At 69.0% G+C, this 19,186-nt stretch carries 18 protein-coding genes and 1 pseudogene; 8 read left to right on the top strand and 11 right to left on the bottom strand.

Annotation, left to right across the window (positions count from 1 at the left end; all coding sequences use genetic code 11):
- From IEZ09_RS16300 to IEZ09_RS16295, 3 genes and pseudogenes are all read right to left on the bottom strand, one after another.
- On the bottom strand, window positions 1-278 hold a 278-nt coding region (locus IEZ09_RS16300), incomplete at its 3' end, for a transposase (protein WP_502255041.1).
- A 12-nt stretch (window positions 279-290) separates the two neighbouring features.
- Window positions 291-341 (bottom strand): annotated as a pseudogene (locus IEZ09_RS47875) (hypothetical protein); the annotation flags it as partial.
- A gap of 139 nt (window positions 342-480) precedes the next feature.
- The gene (locus IEZ09_RS16295) at window positions 481-1,008 is read right to left on the bottom strand and encodes a YbhB/YbcL family Raf kinase inhibitor-like protein (RefSeq protein WP_189254528.1); all 528 of its coding nucleotides are present in this window, start codon (window positions 1,006-1,008) and stop codon (window positions 481-483) included.
- A 91-nt stretch (window positions 1,009-1,099) separates the two neighbouring features.
- Here IEZ09_RS16295 and IEZ09_RS16290 point away from each other — a divergent pair, with 91 nt between their 5' ends.
- From IEZ09_RS16290 to IEZ09_RS16280, 3 genes are all read left to right on the top strand, one after another.
- A complete protein-coding gene (locus IEZ09_RS16290; RefSeq protein WP_189254527.1) occupies window positions 1,100-1,870 on the top strand; it encodes a polysaccharide deacetylase family protein in 771 nt (256 codons plus the stop codon).
- A gap of 25 nt (window positions 1,871-1,895) precedes the next feature.
- Window positions 1,896-2,342, top strand: coding sequence for an AMIN-like domain-containing (lipo)protein (locus IEZ09_RS16285; RefSeq protein WP_189254526.1), 447 nt, complete (start codon window positions 1,896-1,898; stop codon window positions 2,340-2,342).
- A gap of 63 nt (window positions 2,343-2,405) precedes the next feature.
- On the top strand, window positions 2,406-2,882 hold the full coding sequence (locus IEZ09_RS16280) for an AMIN-like domain-containing (lipo)protein (protein ID WP_189254525.1): 477 nt from the start codon (window positions 2,406-2,408) through the stop codon (window positions 2,880-2,882).
- A gap of 59 nt (window positions 2,883-2,941) precedes the next feature.
- On the opposite strand, the gene lon is transcribed toward IEZ09_RS16280, so the two are convergent.
- Complete coding sequence (gene lon / locus IEZ09_RS16275; RefSeq protein ID WP_189254524.1) at window positions 2,942-5,290, bottom strand: endopeptidase La; 2,349 nt, start codon at window positions 5,288-5,290, stop codon at window positions 2,942-2,944.
- A gap of 155 nt (window positions 5,291-5,445) precedes the next feature.
- Here lon and IEZ09_RS16270 point away from each other — a divergent pair, with 155 nt between their 5' ends.
- On the top strand, window positions 5,446-6,243 hold the full coding sequence (locus IEZ09_RS16270; RefSeq protein ID WP_229812604.1) for an SAM-dependent methyltransferase: 798 nt from the start codon (window positions 5,446-5,448) through the stop codon (window positions 6,241-6,243).
- On the opposite strand, the gene srmL is transcribed toward IEZ09_RS16270, so the two are convergent.
- Together srmL and IEZ09_RS47715 are read right to left on the bottom strand one after the other, a co-directional pair.
- Complete coding sequence (gene srmL / locus IEZ09_RS16265; RefSeq protein ID WP_189254522.1) at window positions 6,216-7,244, bottom strand: PheS-related mystery ligase SrmL; 1,029 nt, start codon at window positions 7,242-7,244, stop codon at window positions 6,216-6,218. The two genes, IEZ09_RS16270 and srmL, sit on opposite strands and share 28 nt — an antisense overlap.
- Before the next feature lie 127 nt (window positions 7,245-7,371).
- A complete protein-coding gene (locus tag IEZ09_RS47715; RefSeq protein ID WP_189254521.1) occupies window positions 7,372-9,252 on the bottom strand; it encodes a patatin-like phospholipase domain-containing protein in 1,881 nt (626 codons plus the stop codon).
- Window positions 9,253-9,337: 85 nt separating this feature from the next.
- Between IEZ09_RS47715 and IEZ09_RS16255 the strand changes: the two genes are divergently transcribed.
- Window positions 9,338-10,381 (top strand): MFS transporter, encoded by a 1,044-nt coding sequence (locus IEZ09_RS16255; RefSeq protein WP_189254520.1) that lies wholly within the window; start codon window positions 9,338-9,340, stop codon window positions 10,379-10,381.
- 29 nt (window positions 10,382-10,410) lie between these two features.
- Here the strand turns inward: IEZ09_RS16255 and IEZ09_RS16250 are convergent, their stop codons facing one another.
- From IEZ09_RS16250 to IEZ09_RS16235, 4 genes are read right to left on the bottom strand one after another with little or no spacing between them, the layout of a single operon-like run.
- The gene (locus IEZ09_RS16250) at window positions 10,411-10,929 is read right to left on the bottom strand and encodes an AAA family ATPase (RefSeq protein WP_189254519.1); all 519 of its coding nucleotides are present in this window, start codon (window positions 10,927-10,929) and stop codon (window positions 10,411-10,413) included.
- Complete coding sequence (locus IEZ09_RS16245) at window positions 10,926-11,564, bottom strand: CatB-related O-acetyltransferase (protein ID WP_189254518.1); 639 nt, start codon at window positions 11,562-11,564, stop codon at window positions 10,926-10,928. The genes IEZ09_RS16250 and IEZ09_RS16245 overlap by 4 nt, the downstream gene beginning before the upstream one ends.
- Window positions 11,561-13,435 (bottom strand): ABC transporter ATP-binding protein, encoded by a 1,875-nt coding sequence (locus tag IEZ09_RS16240; RefSeq protein ID WP_189254517.1) that lies wholly within the window; start codon window positions 13,433-13,435, stop codon window positions 11,561-11,563. Before IEZ09_RS16240 ends, IEZ09_RS16245 begins: the two co-directional genes overlap by 4 nt.
- Before the next feature lie 34 nt (window positions 13,436-13,469).
- Entirely contained in the window at window positions 13,470-14,363 is an 894-nt protein-coding gene (locus IEZ09_RS16235) for an alpha/beta hydrolase (protein WP_189254516.1), read from the bottom strand.
- Between the two features lie 70 nt (window positions 14,364-14,433).
- Here IEZ09_RS16235 and IEZ09_RS16230 point away from each other — a divergent pair, with 70 nt between their 5' ends.
- From IEZ09_RS16230 to IEZ09_RS16220, 3 genes are read left to right on the top strand one after another with little or no spacing between them, the layout of a single operon-like run.
- The gene (locus tag IEZ09_RS16230) at window positions 14,434-15,456 is read left to right on the top strand and encodes a M48 family metallopeptidase (RefSeq protein ID WP_189254515.1); all 1,023 of its coding nucleotides are present in this window, start codon (window positions 14,434-14,436) and stop codon (window positions 15,454-15,456) included.
- 15 nt (window positions 15,457-15,471) lie between these two features.
- Window positions 15,472-16,248, top strand: a complete 777-nt coding sequence (locus tag IEZ09_RS16225) for a S1 family peptidase (RefSeq protein ID WP_189254514.1) — start codon at window positions 15,472-15,474, stop codon at window positions 16,246-16,248.
- Window positions 16,249-16,270: 22 nt separating this feature from the next.
- Window positions 16,271-16,993, top strand: coding sequence for a S1 family serine peptidase (locus tag IEZ09_RS16220; protein WP_229812603.1), 723 nt, complete (start codon window positions 16,271-16,273; stop codon window positions 16,991-16,993).
- Here the strand turns inward: IEZ09_RS16220 and IEZ09_RS16215 are convergent.
- On the bottom strand, window positions 16,974-19,169 hold the full coding sequence (locus tag IEZ09_RS16215; protein ID WP_189254513.1) for a tetratricopeptide repeat protein: 2,196 nt from the start codon (window positions 19,167-19,169) through the stop codon (window positions 16,974-16,976). The genes IEZ09_RS16220 and IEZ09_RS16215 overlap by 20 nt on opposite strands.
- Window positions 19,170-19,186 lie beyond the last annotated feature (17 nt).

Raw genomic sequence — 19,186 nt, 5'->3', positions numbered from 1 at the left:
TCGCTGGGCCCCGCTGTGCCCGCGGCCTTCGCGGGCCGGCCTTTCGGCTTGGGCCGCAATGCCTCCTCGCCCTCACGCCGATACGCCCGCACCCAGTTCTGCACGAGCCTGGGCGAGGACAGCTCGTACTCACGCGCCAGCTCGATCGCAGTCGCCTCACCTGCGACGAACCGGCGCACGATCTCGAGCTTGACCTCGAACGTGAACGACCGCTTGCCCGTCATCGCCACCAACGCTCCCAGGCCTCGCAGCCTCCAACGATCACGCAAGCGTCGCACCGCCGTCACGGACACACCCAGCCGGGTTGTGACAGCAGCTCTGCCGTAGCCGGCCTCGAACAATGCGACAGCAGCCTCCTGCTGCCGCTCAGACAACGAACTATGTCGATGCAACCAACCGCTCCCCGAGAGTCGGAACTGGATTACCAGTCCAACTTCCGGGGAGCGGTTCAGTGGATGAAGGAGCCCTTCATCGCGCCAGTCAGTGCTGGTAGGTCGGCGTGATGATCGCGCGGGCCAGCGTGTGGAACGCGAGGTTGAAGCTCACGACGGCCGGGGACGCGTCGGCGTCCACGTCGAGCTTGTCGACGTCGACCGCGTGCACCACGAAGTAGTAGCGGTGCGGGTGGTCGCCCTTGGGCGGGGCGGCGCCGCCGAACGCGCGCGTGCCGTAGTCCGAGCGCACGTGGAACGCGTCACCCGGAAGTGTGGCGTCGGAGGCACCCGCTCCCGTGTCCAATGAAGTGGTGGTCGCGGGGATGTTCACGGCCACCCAGTGCCAGAAGCCGGAGGGGGTGGGGGCGTCGGGGTCGAAGCAGGTGACCACGAAGCTGCGCGTCTCGGCGGGGAAGCCGGACCACGAGAGCTGGGGTGAGGTGTTGCCGCCCTCGAAGACCTGGGCGTCGGGGAGCTGTTCGCCGTCGCGCACGTCCGACGAGGTGACTTCGAACGTGCCGACCTGCGGGAGCAGCTGGTAGGGATCGGGAGCGACTGGGCGCTCGAGGCTCATCGGATCTCCTCCTCATTGTGATCAGTTCGAGCCTATCCCCGTGCAACCATGACGGCCTGCGCGGCGTCCTCCGCGTGGAGGGGGATTTTCGATGTCCAGGTTGCGGCTCGTTGCTGCATTTGTGGTGGTTGTCGGGCTGGTCTCGTGCGGACAGCCGCCCGGCGAGCAGCCCAGTGGTCCCGTTCTCACGACGTCCTCACCTGCGCCGACGACGACCACACCCGAGAAGCCGAAGCGCATGTTCGAGCCGCCGTACCCGTACGGCACGGTGCAGGCCCACGCGCCCGCGACCGTCGACGGCATGGTGCCCGTGGTGACGCACATCCAGACCGACAAGCCGTACGTGTTCATCACGATCGACGACGGCGCGGTGCAGCACCCGAAGGCCCGCGAACTCATGATCAACGCCGGTGTGTGGCCGTCGCTGTTCCTCAACACGAAGTACGCCGAGGGGCACAAGGACTACTTCAAGGAACTGCCGGCCACGATCCACAGCCACACCACGAACCACCCGAACCTGCAGGGCAAGCCGTTCGAGTTCCAGAAGAACGAGATCTGCGGCAACGCCGACTTCCTCGCCCACGACTACGGCAAGCGCCCGACGCTGTTCCGGCCGCCGTTCGGCAACTACGACACGAACACCCGCAAGGCGGCCGCGAGCTGCGGGTTCAAGGCGCTGGTGAACTGGACGGCCGCGGTCAACGACGGGCGCGTGCAGTTCCAGTCGGGCGACAAGCTCAAGCCGGGCGACATCGTGCTCATGCACTTCCGCACGACCTTTGTCGAGGATTTCACCGCGTTCCTCAACCGCGCCAAGCAAGATGGACTGACTCCAGTGCCACTGGAGGACTTCCTGGGGTAGTTACTGCATGAAGTGGGGGATCTTCATGAAGCGCATTTTCGCTGTGCTCATCGCTGTCGTGATGGCGGTGATGGTCGTTCCCAGCGCATCGGCGGCCGACTACGCGCAGCTGACCAACGTCCGGACCGGGCAGCACCCGACATTCGACCGCGTGGTGTTCGACCTGACCGGTGGCAGGCCGGGCGCGAGCGTTTCCCAGATCTCGGAGCCGACGAACTGCGGTTCCGGCAAGCCGATCTCGGCGCCCGGCGCGGAGTTCGTGGAGGTGCGGTTGCAACCGGCCGACGCGCACTCCTACACCGGGTCGCGCGACCTCCGGCCGAACCTCGTGCAGGTGAAGAGCGTCGTGTTCACCTGTGACTTCGAGGCGGACCTGTCGATCGCGATCGGTGTGAAGGACACGAACCGGCGCGTCGACGCCTACTTCGTGGACGGCCCGCTGCGCTACGTCGTCGACATCTACCACAGCTGACGCAACTGTGACGTAGATCACGCGTCTGTACTTTCATCGAACAGCCCTGAGAGGGGGCCAATGATGAAGTGCAGACGCTTGGCCGCGATGCTGGTGGCAGTGCTGGCGGTCTTCACGTTCATGCCGATCGCGTCGGCGCAGAGCGTGCCCACGCTGTCCAACATCCGCACCGGCCGCCACGCCGGGTTCGACCGGGTGGTGCTGGACATGTCCGGCCCGACCGCGGACGTCCGGCTCCGGGAGGTCACCGGAGTCGCGAACTGCGGTTCCGGCTTCCCCGTCCCCATGCCGGACAGCGCCGAGATCCTCCAGGTCACGGTGATCGGTGCCGCCGCGCACGACGACGCCGGGAACCCGACCTACACCGGGCCGCAGAACTTCGCGACGCCCGGTCTCACCAACGTCCGCAGGGTTGCCTTGACGTGCGATTTCGAGGCAGTGCTCGGGATCGCCGTCGGCTACGGCAACCCGGACGCCTGGCACCGCGTGTTCACGCTCACGAGTCCGAACCGGCTCGTCATCGACATCGGGCACTACTGACGCGAAAAGCCTCGTGGGGGCAACAGTCGCCGCTGCTGCCCCCACGAGGGGTCTTTCACCTACGCCGCAACGGTTGCGGCGGTCTCCTTCGACAGCGCGTGCTCCAGCACCTCGGACACGTCCGAGACCAGGTGCACGGTCAGCTGCTCCCGCACCGACTCCGGCACGTCCTCCAGGTCCGGCTCGTTGCGCTGGGGCAGCAGCACGGTCGTGATGCCCGCGCGGTGCGCAGCGAGCAGCTTCTGCTTCACGCCACCGATCGGCAGCACCCGGCCGGTCAACGAGATCTCGCCCGTCATCGCCACGTCGGAGCGCACCGGGCGGCCCGACAGCAGCGACGCCAGCGCCGTCGTCATCGTGACGCCCGCGGACGGACCGTCCTTCGGCACCGCGCCCGCCGGGACGTGGATGTGCACTCCCCGGCCGTCCAGCGCCGCCGCGTTGTCGTCGTGCGCACGCAGGTACGACAACGCGATCTGCGCGGACTCCTTCATCACGTCGCCCAGCTGGCCCGTCAGGGTGACACCGGAGGCGCCGGTGTCCTTGGGCGCCAACGAGGCTTCGATGAAGAGCACGTCGCCGCCGACGCCCGTGACGGCGAGACCCGTTGCCACACCGGGAACCGAGGTGCGCTCGGCCGACTCGGGCGTGTTCTTCGGGCTGCCCAGGTACGACTTGAGCGACGGCTGGTCGACCGTGATCGGCAGTTCCGCGTCGCCCAGCGCGACCTTCGCGGTCACCTTGCGCAGGATCCGCGCGATGGCCCGTTCCAGTTGGCGCACACCGGCTTCCCGCGTGTACTCGCTCGCCAGCTGGTGCAGCGCGGGCTTGTCGAACGTGACGTCCTCGGGGGTGAGGCCGGCGCGGTCGATCTGCCGCGGCAGCAGGTGGTCGCTCGCGATCGTGACCTTCTCGTCCTCGGTGTAGCCGTCGAGCTGCACCAGTTCCATGCGGTCGAGCAACGGCGCCGGGATCGACTCCAGCACGTTCGCGGTCGCCAGGAACACCACGTCCGAGAGGTCCAGCTCGACCTCCAGGTAGTGGTCGCGGAACGTGTGGTTCTGCGCCGGGTCCAGTACCTCGAGCAACGCCGCCGTGGGGTCGCCGCGGTAGTCGGAGCCGACCTTGTCGATCTCGTCGAGCAGCACGACGGGGTTCATCGACCCGGCCTCGCTGATCGCGCGGACGATCCGGCCCGGCAGCGCGCCGACGTACGTGCGGCGGTGACCGCGGATCTCGGCCTCGTCGCGCACGCCGCCCAACGCGACGCGCACGAACTTGCGGCCCATCGCCCGTGCCACGGACTCGCCGAGCGACGTCTTGCCGACACCGGGAGGCCCGACGAGGGCCAGCACGGCACCGGAACGACGTCCGCCGACGACGCCCATGCCGCGGTCGGCACGACGCTTGCGCACGGCCAGGTACTCGGTGATGCGCTGCTTCACGTCGTCCAAGCCGGCGTGGTCCGCGTCGAGCACTTCCCGCGCGGCCTTGATGTCGTAGGCGTCCTCGGTCCGTTCGTTCCACGGCATCTCGAGAACGGTGTCGAGCCACGTCCTGATCCAGCCGACCTCCGGCGACTGCTCGGAGGTGCGCTCCAGCTTGTCGACCTCGGCCAGCGCGGCCTTGAGGACCTTCTCCGGCAGGTTCGCGGCCTCGACGCGGGCCCGGTAGTCTTCCTGCTCGGTGGCGGGCTTGCCGTCGAGCTCGGCCAGTTCCTTGCGGATCGCGGCCATCTGCTGGCGCAGCAGGAACTCCCGCTGCTGCTTCTCGACGCCTTCCTTGACGTCCTTGGCGATCGTCTCGTTGACGTCGAGCTCGGTCAGGTGCGCCTGGCCCCACTCGACGAGCTTCTCCAGCCGCGTGGTGACGTCGGAAGTCTCCAGCAGCCAGATCTTCTGCTTCTCGTCGAGGTACGAGGCGTACCCGGCGAGGTCGGCCAGCGCCGACGGGTCGCTGATCTGCTGCACCGAGTCGACCATCTGCCACGCGCCGCGCGTCTGCAGGATCTTCGTCACGAGAGCGCGGTACTCCCTCGCGAGCTCGCGCGTCCGCTCGGTGATCGGGGACTCGTCCGCGACCGTGGCCTCCACCCACAGCGCCGCGCCCGGCCCCGTGGTGCCCGTGCCGATGCGCACGCGCTTGGTGCCGCGCACGACGGCGGCGCGCTCGCCACCGGGCAGGCGGCCCACCTGTTCGATCTCGGCCAGTGTGCCGACGCTCGCGTACTTGCCGTCCAGACGTGGGACGAGCAGCACTTGATGATTCGCTGCGGTCGTCGCCGCGTCGACGGCCGCACGGGCCTCGGCGCTGGCGTCCGCACCGGAGATGCGGATCGGCACCACCATGCCGGGCAGCACCACAACGTCGTCCAGCGGCAGCACCGGCAGGGCCAACGTCTCGCCCATCACATCACCCTCCAAAGTTGAGTCTGTACCGCTCAACCAACTGGAGCGTGGTGATGTTCCCTTCGGGCGTTCGCTGTCAGCGAGCAGCGGCGACACGTTCCGCGAACACACATGTGGCGGTGGACACTCGTATGTCCACGGGTGAGGATGCGCGCGTGAAGGAAGAGCTGAAGTGGGTCCCGTCCACGGTCGACGTCACGCGTCCGAGCGTGGCGCGGATGTACGACTACTACCTGGGCGGCTCGCACAACTTCGAAGCCGACCGCGCCGCCGCCAAGCAGGTGGAGCAGATCTTCCCCGGCATCGCCCAGAGCGCGCAGGCCAACCGCTCGTTCCTGCGCAGGGTCGTCCGTCACCTGGTCAGCTCCGGCGTGGACCAGTTCCTCGACCTGGGCTCCGGCATCCCGACCGTGGGCAACGTCCACGAGATCGCGCAGCACGACAACCCGTCCGCGCGCGTGGTCTACGTCGACTACGAGCCGGTCGCCGTCTCGCACAGCAACGCCCTGCTGGCCGACAACCCCAACGCCACGGCCGTCCTCGCGGACCTGCGGGCGACCTCCACGGTGCTGGCCGCCGCGCGCGAGGTGCTCGACTTCTCCCGCCCGATCGGTGTCCTGATCATCGCGGCGCTGCACTTCGTCCCGGACTCCGACGACCCGTACGGGGTCGTGGCCGAGTACATGGCAGACCTCCCCTCCGGCTCCTACCTGGCCATCACCCACGCGACCTGGGACAACCTCACCGAGGAGGAGGCCGCGGAGGCCCGCAAGGTCGCCCAGATCTACAGCAACTCGGACAACAAGCTCGCCATCCGCACGTACGCCGAGGTGACCAGGTTCTTCGACGGCCTCGAACTGCTGGAGCCGGGCATCGTCACGGTGGACGAGTGGCGCCCGGACTCCTACGAGGACCACACCGGCATCTACGGCGCCGTCGCCCGCAAACCCTGAAGCAGGCGGTCCCGCAGCTCGTTCGTCTCGCGGTCGGTGAGGGTGCGTTCCGGGGCCCTCATCGTCACGCGGATGAGCACGTTCTTCTGACCGGGCCTGGCTTCCAGCCGTTCCCGGACGTGCTCCGGCAGGTCTTCCGCAGGCGTCTCGCTCAGGATCGTGATCTCCTCGATCAGGTCCTCCGGCACCAGCGCGCGGATCCGGTCGCCGAGCGTCTCGGCGTCCTCGTCGTGGTCCGCCATGATCGAGATGTCCCTGATCGCGGCGGGATGCCGGGAGACCGGCCGGTATTCGGCCAGGTCCAGCATCTGCGCCGCGATGCGCGGATCGGCGTTGCGCAGCAGGCGGATGTCCGGGATTCCCTTGCGCAGCATGAGGATCCGGTCCAGGCCGAGGCCCATCGCGAGGCCGTGCGGGTGGTGTTTCAGCACGTGCCGCGCGGCGAGCCCGCACTCACCGATCTCCACCCACTGGCCGTCGTGCCACACGTCGATCTGCTTGCCGTGCGTGGTGTACGGGTGTTGCGCGTCGATCGTGCGATATCGCTTGCCGGGCAACAACGTCGTGACGACCGTGTCGATGAGGTCGTCGAGCCGTTCGGGCTGGCGTGAGATCCGCCAGACGTCGAGCTGGTGCGGTGTGCCCGTGTGCAGGCGGTCGACCGTGTCACGGCGGTAGACGAGCCCGGGGCAGATCAGCGTCACGTCCGGGGTGGCGTGCCTGAGCGCGGGCGGGATCATCGCCGTGGTGTGGCTGCGCAGCATGCACGTCTCGCTGACGTACCTGGTGTAGCGGGCGTTCCTGGTGATCGCGTCGGCGGGATAGCCGAGGTGCTCGTAGTTGTGCTCCACCGGGACGAGCGGGTGGTGGCGGACTTCCTCCGGACTGTCCAGCGCGGCGGTGAGCTCGGCGATCAGCAGCTGCATGGCGTGCGGGCCCTGCGCGGGGTCGGTGAGGTCGCGGACGTTCAGGGCGTGCACGAGTTCTTCGGTGCGGTACATGGGGTTTCCCGTTCCTGGTCGGTGTGCTGGGATGCGGAGTCCCCCGACCGACGGGAAGGTTCTAGGCGCGCGCCACCGCCGCAGGTCGGGGGTGGCTAAATCGCGTCATGAACCCAGGTTAACCCGCCTACTCGGGCGGTGTCAGCCGCAAATCCGGATCCACCGGCGGCACGCCGTCGAACGGCCCGTCGTCCTTGAGCCTGCCGACGTGGTCCAGCGCGACCGCGATCTCCTCCCGGTGCGGATCACCGTCGGCAGGGGGAGTGCGGAACCACTCGTGCAGCTCCTCGGGGATCTGGAACCGCTCGAGCAGCTCGGCGTACATCGCGTCGCGGTCCTCGGCCTGCACCCCGAGCTCCTGGTACTCGCGCACGGCCATGCGCAGCCGGATCCAGCGGTAGCGGTCGGTGTTCTGCTGCTGCTCGAACCGCTCCCGCAACAGGTCGCCCGCACGCCGGCCGCGCAACGCCAGGCGCCTGATCGTGGCGGGCGGCATGAACAGGTTCGTGCCGCCCTCGTCGTCGGCCTGCCGGACGTGCGCGATGCGACCGCGATAACCGGGCAGCGCGGACTGCATGGTGTCGCGCCAGTCCAGGAACGTGTCCAAGATGGACAGCAGGAAGCCCGGCATCGACGTGAGCGGCGCGTACCGCGTGCCCTTGGTCGACGCGTCCTGCTCCGGCAGCCACACCTCGGCCGTGTCGCCGTTCGGATACGGCTGCAGGCTCAGCCCGAACGTGGGCCAGCGCGGCAGCAGCGCGTCGAAGAAGTGGATCGGGAAGTTGCTGGTGATGCCGCCGTCGGAGAACCAGTGCACGCGCCCGTCCCGGCACAGCGGCACGGCGGCGATCAGACCGGGGAACGACAACGACATCCGCACCGCCACCACGACCGGCAGCCGGTCGCGCGAGGGCAGTTCCCGCAACGGCATGTGCTCGTGCAGCGGACAGTTCACGCCTGCTTCGGCACCGTTCATCTGCTCGACGACCCGGCGCGGCAGCACGTACCCGAGGCACTCCTCGCAGTACTGCCAGCTTTCCTTGAACGGCAACCGATACGGCCGTCCTTCGGACAGATCGGTGGTCATTAGCACGAGGTTGATGTCGCCGAGATCGCCGAACGTCAACGCGTGCTTCGTTCCGGCGAGCTCGTCGAGCTGGTCGGCGATCCAGTCGGCCAACGGCGGCACCCCCGTCGACTTCGGCACGCCGGCCAGCCGGTCGAGCCACGACGGCGTGAAGTCCCCGGTGCCGGGAACCAGTCCGAAGTGGATGGACCGCGCGTTGTTCCTGAGGTACCGCTGCATGGCATGGCCGTAGGTGACGGTGAGCGCGCTGACCGCCGCCAGCGTCAGCACCAGCCACACCAGCAGCACCACCGCCGCCGTCGCGTAGTGCCGCGAAAACGCCAGCCCGAGCACGAGCGGCACCGCGACGAACACCCACGCGGGCCACGGCAGACTGCCTCGCAAAGGCCACAGCACCAACACGATGCACGCCAACGCGAGCAGCAAGACCACGGTCGTGAGCCACGCCGGATAAGCCTTGGGTGCGAGCCACGCCGACCACAGCACCGGCCCGCCCAGCCACAGCAACGCCATCAACGCCAGCACGGCCTTGGCCCGCATCCCGACCGCGCCCAGCAACGCGAAGAACAGGCACGAGACCGCGCTACGCCCCGTCGTCTCACGCTTCTGCATGGTCGCCACGACGATCCGGTACAGCGCCCGCGTCTTGTCCGCGGGCTGGAACAACTGCGCCAGCCGCCACCGCTCCGCCCCGGAGCCCGACGTGAACCAGTCGATCAGCCCGGCCAGCTTCTCGAAACCCCCAGCAGCACGACCGCGTTCGGCTGCCGCGGTGAACCCCGCGGCGATCGCACCCGCCGACGCCCCACCGATCTGCTTGAACTCGTAGTGCCGCGCCAGCGATGCGACAGCCAGGGGATAGACGACACCGCTGGTCGTGCCGCCGCGCATCGTCAGGTCGCAGTAGCGGTCGTACTCCATGTGCTCATGGTCGCGCGATCAGGCACGTTCGTCGCGGAAGTTCACTCGGACGCCACCGAATCGATCTCCGCTCGTTGGGTCTGGCATGAGGAACGCGACGTGGTGGAGCCTGGTTCCGCTGATCTTCGGCGCGTTCGTGGTGGCGGTCGAGGGCACTGTGCTGACCGGTGTGCTGCCTGTGGTGGCCGGCGACCTCCGGGTGGAGCCCGGCGCTGTCGGGGCAACGCTCGCGATCTACCCGCTGACGTACGTCTTCGGCGCACCGGCCGTCGCGGTGCTGGCGGGAAGTCGTTCCCAGCGGACGATGTGCGCGGTCGGGCTCGTGATGTTCGCACTCGGCAACGTCGTGGCGGCGTCGAGCGGCTCGATCGTCGCTTTGGCGGCCGGGCGGTCGATCGCGGCACTGGGTGCGTGCGCGTACGTCCCGAACGCCGGTGCCCGCGCGATCAGTCTCGGTCCGCGGCGGCGGGGCCGGGCGTTGTCGATCGTCGCGTCCGGACACACCGCCGCGACGCTTGTCGGCGCACCGCTGGGAATCGTGGCGTCCCCCCACATCAGCTGGCGCTCGGTGCTGGTCGTCATCGCGGTGCTGGCCGTCGTCGTCGCGGTCGCGCAGTGGTTCAGCCGGTTGGACGACCAGCCGGCGAGCGCGATGGGCCTGCGAGAGCGACTGCGGTTCCTCGGCGATCGGCGGCTGCTGTCGATCCTGCTGTTGACGCTCGCCGTCGTCACGGCCGAGTTCATCGTGTACGCCTACATCTCCGTGCTGGTCGGCCACAACGCCGGGACCGCCAGCGCGACCATCGCGACGGCGCTCGTGGTCTTCGGGATCGGCACCACCACCGGCACGCTCGCGGGTGGTTTCCTCGTCGACCGGTACGGCTGGCGGAGGATGTTGCGCACCAGCACGTTCGTCATCGCGGTGGCGCTGCTGGCGATTCCGTTCGCCCACAACGCCGTGTTCCTGTTCCTCTGCCTGTTCATGTGGGGACTGTTCGGGTGGACCTCCACGGGCTGGTCGTCGTGGAAGAGGATCCTGTTGCGGACGACAGTTGTCGCATCCGGCTCGAGTCGCAATCCGTCAACGATGTCCGAGGGAGCAGCAGTGGTCGTGACGGCGAGCAGCTGATAGCGGAAACGACCGGGGGCTGCTGACAGCTACATCCGTTCTTCGGCAAGCCAGCGGGTGACCACGTCCTGGGCCACCTCGGCCACGGCCCGATCGGCAGCCACCACGAAGTCCTCCACCCCGGCCGACGCGAAGATCTCCTCCAGCTCCCCGGCGCGGTTCACGTGCCACCGCAGACCGGAGTCGTGCCGGTGCCGCACGGCAAGCCTCTCCCGGATGACGGACAGGTCTGCCGTCAACCGGCACACGGTGAGCTCGGCCCCGGCCGCTTTGGCGTACCGCGAGCGGTCGGCTCTGCGTTCCAGCACCCCGGCCAGCACCAGGCGCTGCGCACCCGCGTCGGCGTAGTTGCGGGCCACGGCACGGAGATTGCGCAACTCAAGTTCGAGCTGGAACGGATCGTCCGCGGGGCTGGGCCACGAACACCGGAGCCAGTCGAGGTCGATCACGGCGTGCGGGACCTCGGCCGCGGCGAGCGCGTCGCCCACGGCCTCGGCCACCGTCGTCTTGCCCACCCCGACCGGGCCGGTGACGAGCAGAGCCCTCACCCCGCGACCGCCGCCAGCTCGGCCGGCGTCCCCGACATGATCACCCGGACGTGCTCGGTGATCTTCTCCACCGGCCAGTCCCACCACGCGATCCGTTCGAGCAGCTCGATGTCCGAGTCGCTGTACCGCTTCCTGATCAGCCCCGCCGGGTTCCCACCCACGATCCCGTAGGCAGGAACGTCCGACACCACGACGGATCCGGCCGCGATGATCGCCCCGTTGCCGATCCGCACCCCCGGCATGATCAACGCCTGGTACCCGATCCACACGTCGTTGCCCACCACCGTGTCGCCGCGGGACGGCGTGCCCAGGTCTATGTCGAGCGTCTTCTCGCCCCACTGGCCGCCGAAGATCGTGAACGGGAACGTCGACACGCCGTCCATGCGGTGGTTGGCGCCGGACATGATGAACCGCACGCCCTCGGCCAACGCGCAGTATCGGCCGATGACCAGCTTCTCCCTGCCGAAGTTGTAGAGCACGTTGCGCTGCTCGAACTCCGTGGCGTGCAACGGGTCGTCGTAGTAGGTGTACTCGCCGATCTCGATCTGCGGGTTCTTCACCAACGGCCGGAGCTGCACCGTGCGGGCGATGTCCGGCAACGGGTAGATGTTGTCCGGGGAGGGGATGGCGCTCACGGTGCTCCGATCGGTTCCTCGCTGAACTGCGTGCGGTACAACTTGGCGTAGTGGCCGTCGAGCGCCAGCAACGATTCGTGCGTACCACGTTCGACGATCTGCCCGCGATCCACGACGAGGATCTGGTCCGCTGCGCGGATCGTCGACAGGCGGTGCGCGATCACCAGCGACGTTCGTCCTGCCAGGGCCTCGACCAGCGCCTCCTGCACCGCGGCCTCCGACCGCGAGTCGAGGTGGGCCGTGGCCTCGTCCAGGATCACCACGCGCGGCTTGGCCAGCAGCAGCCGGGCGATCGTCAGCCGTTGCCGCTCACCGCCGGACAACCGGTAACCCCGTTCGCCCACCACGGTGTCGAGCTGGTCCGGCAACGACGACACCAGGTCCGCCAGCCGGGCACGGCGCAGCGCGTCCCACAGTTCCTCGTCGGTGGCCTCGGGAGCTGCCAGCCGCAGGTTCGCGGCGATCGACTCGTGGAACAGGTGGCCGTCCTGCGTCACCATGCCCACCGTCTCGCGGATCGAGTCGAACGACAGGTCGCGAACGTCCACACCGGACAGACGGACCGACCCGGAGTCCGCGTCGTACAGGCGGGGCACCAGCGACGCGATCGTCGACTTGCCCGCACCGGACGCGCCGACCAGCGCGACCAGCGAACCCGGCGGAGCCTCGAAGGACACGCCGCCGAGGATCTCCTCACCGCCTCGCGTGTCGAGGGCCGCCACCTCCTCCAGCGACGCCAGCGACACCTTGTCCGCCGACGGGTAGGCGAACTTCACGTCGGAGAACTCCACCGACACCGGGCCGTCGGGAACGGAGACGGCGTCGGGCTTCTCCTTGATCAGCGGCGGCAGGTCCAGCACCTCGAAGACGCGCTCGAACGACACCAGCGCAGTCATCACGTCCACCCGTGCGCCGGCCAACGCGGTCAACGGCGCGTACAGCCGCGTCAGCAGCAGCGCGAGCGTCACGATCGTGCCCGGCGCCATCTGCCCGGCGATCGCGAAGTACCCGCCCAACCCGTACACCAGCGCCAGCGCCAACGACGACACCAAAGTCAACGCCACGAGGAACAGCCACTGGGCCACTGCCGTCTTCACGCCGATGTCGCGCACCCGCCGCGCCCGCGTCCCGAACTCCAGGCTCTCCAGGGACGGCCGGCCGAACAGCTTGATCAACGTCGCACCCGGCGCGGAGAACCGCTCGGTCATCTGCGTGGTCATCGCCGAGTCGAGGTTCGCCGCCTCCCGGTGCATCGACGCCAGGCGCTTGCCCATGCGCCGCGCCGGGATCAGGAAGATCGGCAGCAGCAGCATCGCCAGCACCGTGACCTGCCACGACAGCGTCAGCATCACGGCCAGGGTCAGCACGAGCGCGATGATGTTCGTGACGACACCGGAGATCGTCTCGGAGAACGCCCGCTGCGCCGCGATCACGTCGTTGTTCAGCCGCGAGACCAGTGCGCCGGTCCGCGTCCTGGTGAAGAACGCGATCGGCATCCGTTGCACGTGGTCGAAGACGGCCTGCCGCAGCCGCAGGATCAGGTCCTCGCCCACCCGTGCCGACTGCCACCGCTCGGCCAGCGAGAACCCGGCCTCCAGCACCGCCACGCCGGCGATCGCCAGCGCGAGCCACACGACGAGCCCCAGGTCACGGCCACCGACGATCTGGTCGACCACGCGTCCGGCCAGCACGGGCGAGGCAACCGCGAGCACGGCCGCCACCGAGCTGATGGCCAGCAGCCCGAACACGGCCCGGCGCTGCGGGCGGGCGAACCGGGCGACGCGCTTCAACGTCGCCCGGCTGACGCGGCGATTTTTCTCGTCCTGCATGGCGCTTTCGAGCGCGTACCAGGCGTTGAAGTCGATGTTCATGGCGCCCAGTCTCGAACTTCGACCTATGACGAGGTCAAGTCGTTTTGAGGAACTCGTCCACTTCCGCGAGAGCCGCCGCACGCACCGGCTCCGGCGACAGGAAGAGGTCGTGCATGCCCGCCTTGATCTCGACCACCTTGACGGATGATCCGATCTTCGGACCCCACTTCTTCATGCCCTCGACGTCCAGCACCGCGTCGGCCTTCGAGACGTCCTCGCTCCACTCCCGAGCGTTCAGCATGCTCTTGTCCGAGTGCAGCACGAGCACCGGCACGCGCACGTCGAGACCTTTGTGGACCTTCTCCTGCGCGATCAGGACCGCCCGGATCCACCCGGCCAGCACCGGGAAGCCCGCGAGCGGCTTCCACTTCAGGTCGAAGTCCCACTCGCCGTTGCGCGAGCTGTGGATCGCCGACCCGTACGCCTCGCCGAGGTTCGCGCGGATCTTCGCCTTGGGCGCGACCCGCCCGATCAGCTTCACGATCTGCCGCATGAACGGCGGCTCGACGACGTCCAGCCACGGGCTGTTGAGCACCAACGCGTTGATCAAGTCATCGGCGCGCCGTTCGTGCGCCCACAACGACGTGGTGAGGCCACCGGTCGAGTGGCCCATCAGCACCACGCGAGAGTGCTCTTCCCTGACCTTCGCGATGGCGGCGTCGATCTCCTGGAAGTACACCGCCATGTCGGTCGTGTAGTTCGGCAGCTCGCCGTCGCGCAGCGACCTGCCGTACCCGCGCAGGTCGACCGCGTAGAAGTCGTAGCCCTGGGCCGTGTAGTGCTCGGCCACGTGCTCCTGGAAGAAGTAGTCCGCGAACCCGTGCACGTAGAGGATCGCGCCGCGGTCGTTGGCGGCGGCGCGCCTGCGGACGAGGGTCGCGGAGGCACCGCCACGCAGCGGCAGGACGGTGGTGTCTTCGTCGCTCACCGGGCCAGTCTGCAACCACTCGGCGCCGATTCCGTGCACCCTTGTCCGGATCGTGTCTAACCTGGGTGACGTGACGGGGGATATCGAACAGTCATCGAGAGTGCGCTTCCCGGGGATCAGCCCGCGCGCCTACGAGCATCCTGCCGACCGAGGCGCCCTCGCGGTGCTGAGGGCGGTGCCCGCCGTGGCACCGGTTCTCAAGGCGGTCGCCGGAGCCTTCTCCGAGCGGGGTGAGCGCCTGCTGCAGGTGGCGTCCTCGGTCAGGGTCGGCCCGAAGCAGTACCCGCAGCTCGACCGCATCCGCAACGAGGTGGCGGCGACGTTCGACCTCGACGAGGTCCCCGACCTCTACGTCGAGCGCAGCGCACAGGCCTACGCCTTCACCTACGGCATCGACAAGCCGTTCATCGTGGTCAGCACCGGTGCCGTCGACCTGCTCGACCACGAGTCGCTGCGGTTCCTCGTCGGTCACGAGATGGGCCACGTGATGTCGGGTCACGCGCTCTACAACACGCTGCTGCGCAGGCTCATCGACCTGACCACGTCGTTCGCCTGGGTGCCGGCGGGCGCGATCGCCATGCGGGCGGTCATCGCGGCACTGCGCGAGTGGCAACGCAAGACCGAGCTGTCCTGCGACCGGGCCGGCCTGCTCGCCTGCCAGGACCCGCAGGCCGCGCTGCGCACGCACCTCGCGCTCGCCGGCGACCTCGGCGGCCAGGTCGACATCGCGTCGTTCCTCGCCCAGGCCAAGGAGTACGAGGAGGTCGAGGACATCCGCGACAGCCTCCTCAAGCTCCTGCACACCGAGCAGCGGTCGCACCCGCTGGTCGTGGTGCGGGCCGCCGAACTGCAGCGCTGGTCGGCGACCGAGGAGTACCGCGAGATCCTGACCGGCACGTACCCGCGCCGTGAGGACGACAGGCCGGCGAACAACCTCACCGACGACGTGAAGTCCGCCGCCCGCTCGTACAAGGAGTCCATGAGCAACTCCGCCGACCCGCTGATCAAGACGATCAACGACATCGGCGAGGCCGTCATGGGAGCCGCGGGCAAGGTCTGGAGCAAGGTTGCTCCGAACGGCGCAGCGGAGTAGCTACCATCTGGAGTTATGAGACGACTCCTCGTGCTGGTTCTCTGCGCGCTGATGGCTTCGACGGGCACAGCCGCCGCCGGTGAGCAGGTCATCGGCGGTGAGCGTGCCTCGATCGAGGCCAACCCGTGGGCCGTCTACCTGACCGACGACCACGGCCTCCAGTTCTGCGGTGGCACCGTCGTCGCGCCGACGAAGGTGCTCACCGCGGCGCACTGCGCCGCCGGCCGCTCGCCGGGTGAGCTGCGCGTCATCGCCGGTCGTGAGGACAAGCAGGACCGCAACGCCGGGATGTCGGTCACGCCCGCGGACATCTGGATCCACAAGCAGTACGTCGCGGCCGACGAGGGCGAGGACGTGGCGGTCCTGACGCTGCGCAAGCCGCTGCCGTACACCCCGCTGCCCCTCGCCGAACTGTCCGATCGGGCGCTCTACCAGCCCGGTACGCAGCTGCGCGCCCTCGGCTGGGGCCGCACCAGCGAGAACGGCAAGACGTCGCGCTACCTCATGCAGGCCACGCTGCCGGTGCTGCCGGACGCCTACTGCGCCGACGCCTACCCGCAGTTCGTGAAGGCCGACATGTTCTGCGCGGGCTACGAGGGCGGCAAGATCGACACCTGCCAGGGCGACTCGGGCGGCCCGATCGTCGCGGAGGGCAAGCTCGTCGGCGTCACGTCGTGGGGCGAGGGCTGTGCGCGCAGGGGCAAGCCGGGCGTGTACGTCCGAATCGCCCGATACGCGAAGGATCTTCACCCGGTCGTGGATGCTTCGCCGCCTGGAGTTGTCGACCCGTAGACCCCTGGGTTCAGTGGGGTGCATGCGTCTGCTGGCAGCGGTTCTGGCCCTGGTCGTGATCACGGTGACCCCAGCTCACGCCGAGTCCAGAATCGTCGGTGGCGTGGTGGTCGACAACGCAGGTGAGGCGCCGTGGATGGTCGCCCTGACCACGTCGTCCGGCTACCAGTTCTGCGGAGGCGCGCTGGTCGGGCCGGGTCTCGTCGCCACGGCGGCGCACTGCGTGTACGGGCGCACCCCCAGTTCGATCACGGTCGTCGGCGGGAGGCTCGACCTGCGCACCGACGGCGGCAGCACGTCGGTCGTGAAGCAGTACCAGATCGCGGAGGGCTACTCGACTCCCTCGCGTGGCAAGGACATCGCGTTGCTGACGCTCGTGCAGCCCATGCCGTACGCGGTGCTGCCGGTGGCGTCGACGAACGCCGTGTACGACGCGCGCAACGTCGGCGTCGTGTACGGCTGGGGGCGGCAGGCGGAGAACGACACGAACAAGAGTCCGTTGCTGCACAAGGCTTCCATCCCGATCATGTCGGACGCGCAGTGCGCGGGCACGTACGCGCGTTATGACGCGAAGGCGATGTTCTGCGCCGGGTATCCGGAGGGCGGGATCGACGCGTGCATCGACGATTCCGGCGGTCCGTTCGTGGTGGACGGCAGGCTCGCCGGGATCGTCTCGTGGGGCATCGGGTGCGCGCGGCCCAACACACCCGGTGTCTACACCCGCGTCACGACATACCTGAGCTGAGTTCGCGGACGAGATTCGCGCGGTAGCGCAACCCCGCCGACTCCGCGCGCTCGATCGCCTTGTCGCACAACGCCTTGTCCTGCAGCAACGCGGCTTTGCCCGCGAGGGCGCGGACTTCGATGATGCGGAACTCGGCCTCGGTGGCGCGGCGCAGGACCTCGTCGAACTCGTCGGCCGACCGGTTCAGCTCGGCGAGCACGAGCTGGGCGTCGACCCTGGTGAACAGGTCGTCGTCGCCCGCGAGCTCGAGCGCGCGTTCGGCGTTGTCCCGCGCCTCGTCGCGTCTGCCGGTCCCGACGAGGAACTCCGCGTACTCGACCCGCGCGGACATCTCGGTCTGCCGGAAACCGTGCCGTCCTGCCAGGTCCAGTGCCTGCAGGAACGCCTGCTCGGCCTCCGCGTGCTTCTTCCGCGCCGCCAGCGCCACGCCGAGGTTGTTGAGCCCGTGGGCGACGCGGTGCCAGTCGTCGATCTCCCGAGCCAGGTCGACCGAGCGGCGCAGCGCGTCCTCACTGGACTCGAGCCTGCCGAGCTCCAGCTCCAGCAACCCGAGGTTGCCGAGCCCGCCGGGCAGGTGGGTGCGCAGGTCGTTCGCCACGTACAGGTCGATCGCGGCGGTGAGGTGATCCCTGGCGAGGTCGAGTTCGCCGAGGTCGTGGTAGACGCCGGCGAGGATGTTGAGAGCCACCGACTCCTCAGCCTGCCGGCCGGCCGCGCGGAACCCGCTGATCGCCTTCTCGCAGTGCGCGATCGCGGACCTGTGCTCGCCGAAGCGCCAGTCGAGGTAGCCCAGGCACACCCGCATCGCCGCCCTCCGCTGCCCGGTCGTCTCGACGGCGAGCGCGGCGCGGGCGATCGTGCGCAGGTCGGCGAAGTGCCCGGCGAGGAGCAGGTGTCCGCGCAGTCCCGCGACGAGTCCGGCGTCCGGGTGTTCCTGGGCCAGTGCGACGAGGTTCGCCCGTTCCGCCTCGAACCACGCCACGGCCTCGTCGCGGCCGGCGAACGGCACGGGGTCCGCCACGGCGGGCAGCACGCGGGTGAAGCCGATGTTCAGCTGGGCGTCGGCGCCGTCGACCCTGGTCAGGTACCACTCGAAGACCGCACGGCGATCCTCGTCCGTCGCCCGTGCCCTGGCGTACAGGCGCAGCAGGTCGTGCAGCTGGAAGCGATCACCGGTGCGCTGCACCAGGTTGGCGGCGACGAGCTCCTCGACGGCGTCACCGGCGAGGCCGCGCGGGATGTCCGGTCCCGGCACCGCGCCGAGGAAGTCGAACGTCCGTCGTGCCCGCGGCGACAGCTTCCGGTACGAGAGGTCGAACGCCGCCTGCACGGCGGTGTCGTCGTCCTCGATCTCCAAGGCCCTGAGCCGGTGCTCGCGCAGCTCCTCGACGTAGTCCGGCAGGTGGCGTCCGGCGAGGTTCGCGCCCGCGATCCGCAACGCGAGCGGCAAGCGCGCGCAGAGGCTGATCAGCTCGCCGGTGTCGCCCTCGACCCGCATGCCCTTGAGCAGCTCGCGTGCCTCCTGCTCGGCCAGCACACCGAGCTTGACCTGTGCGAACTGCGGCAGGTCCTGGCGGGAGGTGATCAACGCGGCACAGCCGGGCGTCGCGGGCAGCAGCGGCGCGATCACGTCAGCCGTCGCGTTGTCGAGCACGACCAGCACCCGCCGGTTGCGCAGCAGCTCGCGGTAGTCGTCCTCCTGCCCGCCGCCCAGCGCCTTCACGAACCGCGTCAGCGCCTGCTCGACCGTCATCGACGGCCCGGTGGAGAACCCGCGCAGGTTCACGTACAGCTGCCCGTCGGGGAACCGCTCGCGCAGCCGGTGCGCCTCTCGGATCGCCAGCACCGTCTTGCCGACACCCGGCAGCCCGGTGATCGCCCGCACCGGCGCGTCGATCAGCTCCAGTCGCGCTATTTCCTCTTTCCTGCCAACGAAGTCAGGCAGGTCGGCGGGCAGCTGGCACGGCGCGGGAGGACGGGGGACGAGCCGGTACCCGGCCGGTTCGGTGATCACCTGGTCGGTCGCGCGCAGCCTGCTGACCAGCGTGCGCAACGCCGCTCGCGGGTGCATCGGCGGCTCGTCCGGCCACACCTGCGCGGCCAGCGCGTCGAACGGCACAGCCTCACCGGGACGCGCGGCCAGCGCATCGCGTAGAGCCTGCAGTCGGTCCGCCACAAAATCGATCGTAGAGA

Source organism: Lentzea flava, from assembly GCF_014648475.1.
In the GTDB taxonomy this organism is placed as follows: domain Bacteria; phylum Actinomycetota; class Actinomycetes; order Mycobacteriales; family Pseudonocardiaceae; genus Lentzea; species Lentzea flava.
Note: the sequence above shows the minus strand (reverse complement) of the source record. Positions and strands in the feature narration are given on the sequence as shown.

Bases quoted from the DNA above. Each gene is read 5' to 3' on its own strand.
- IEZ09_RS16240 (WP_189254517.1), bottom strand. From the start codon at position 13,435: ATGAACATCGACTTCAACGCCTGGTACGCGCTCGAAAGCGCCATGCAG.
- IEZ09_RS47715 (WP_189254521.1), bottom strand. From the start codon at position 9,252: ATGGAGTACGACCGCTACTGCGACCTGACGATGCGCGGCGGCACGACC.
- IEZ09_RS16290 (WP_189254527.1), top strand. From the start codon at position 1,100: ATGTCCAGGTTGCGGCTCGTTGCTGCATTTGTGGTGGTTGTCGGGCTG.
- IEZ09_RS16280 (WP_189254525.1), top strand. From the start codon at position 2,406: ATGAAGTGCAGACGCTTGGCCGCGATGCTGGTGGCAGTGCTGGCGGTC.
- IEZ09_RS16220 (WP_229812603.1), top strand. From the start codon at position 16,271: ATGCGTCTGCTGGCAGCGGTTCTGGCCCTGGTCGTGATCACGGTGACC.
- IEZ09_RS16255 (WP_189254520.1), top strand. From the start codon at position 9,338: ATGAGGAACGCGACGTGGTGGAGCCTGGTTCCGCTGATCTTCGGCGCG.
- IEZ09_RS16225 (WP_189254514.1), top strand. From the start codon at position 15,472: ATGAGACGACTCCTCGTGCTGGTTCTCTGCGCGCTGATGGCTTCGACG.
- srmL (WP_189254522.1), bottom strand. From the start codon at position 7,244: ATGTACCGCACCGAAGAACTCGTGCACGCCCTGAACGTCCGCGACCTC.
- IEZ09_RS16295 (WP_189254528.1), bottom strand. From the start codon at position 1,008: ATGAGCCTCGAGCGCCCAGTCGCTCCCGATCCCTACCAGCTGCTCCCG.
- lon (WP_189254524.1), bottom strand. From the start codon at position 5,290: ATGGGCGAGACGTTGGCCCTGCCGGTGCTGCCGCTGGACGACGTTGTG.
- IEZ09_RS16285 (WP_189254526.1), top strand. From the start codon at position 1,896: ATGAAGCGCATTTTCGCTGTGCTCATCGCTGTCGTGATGGCGGTGATG.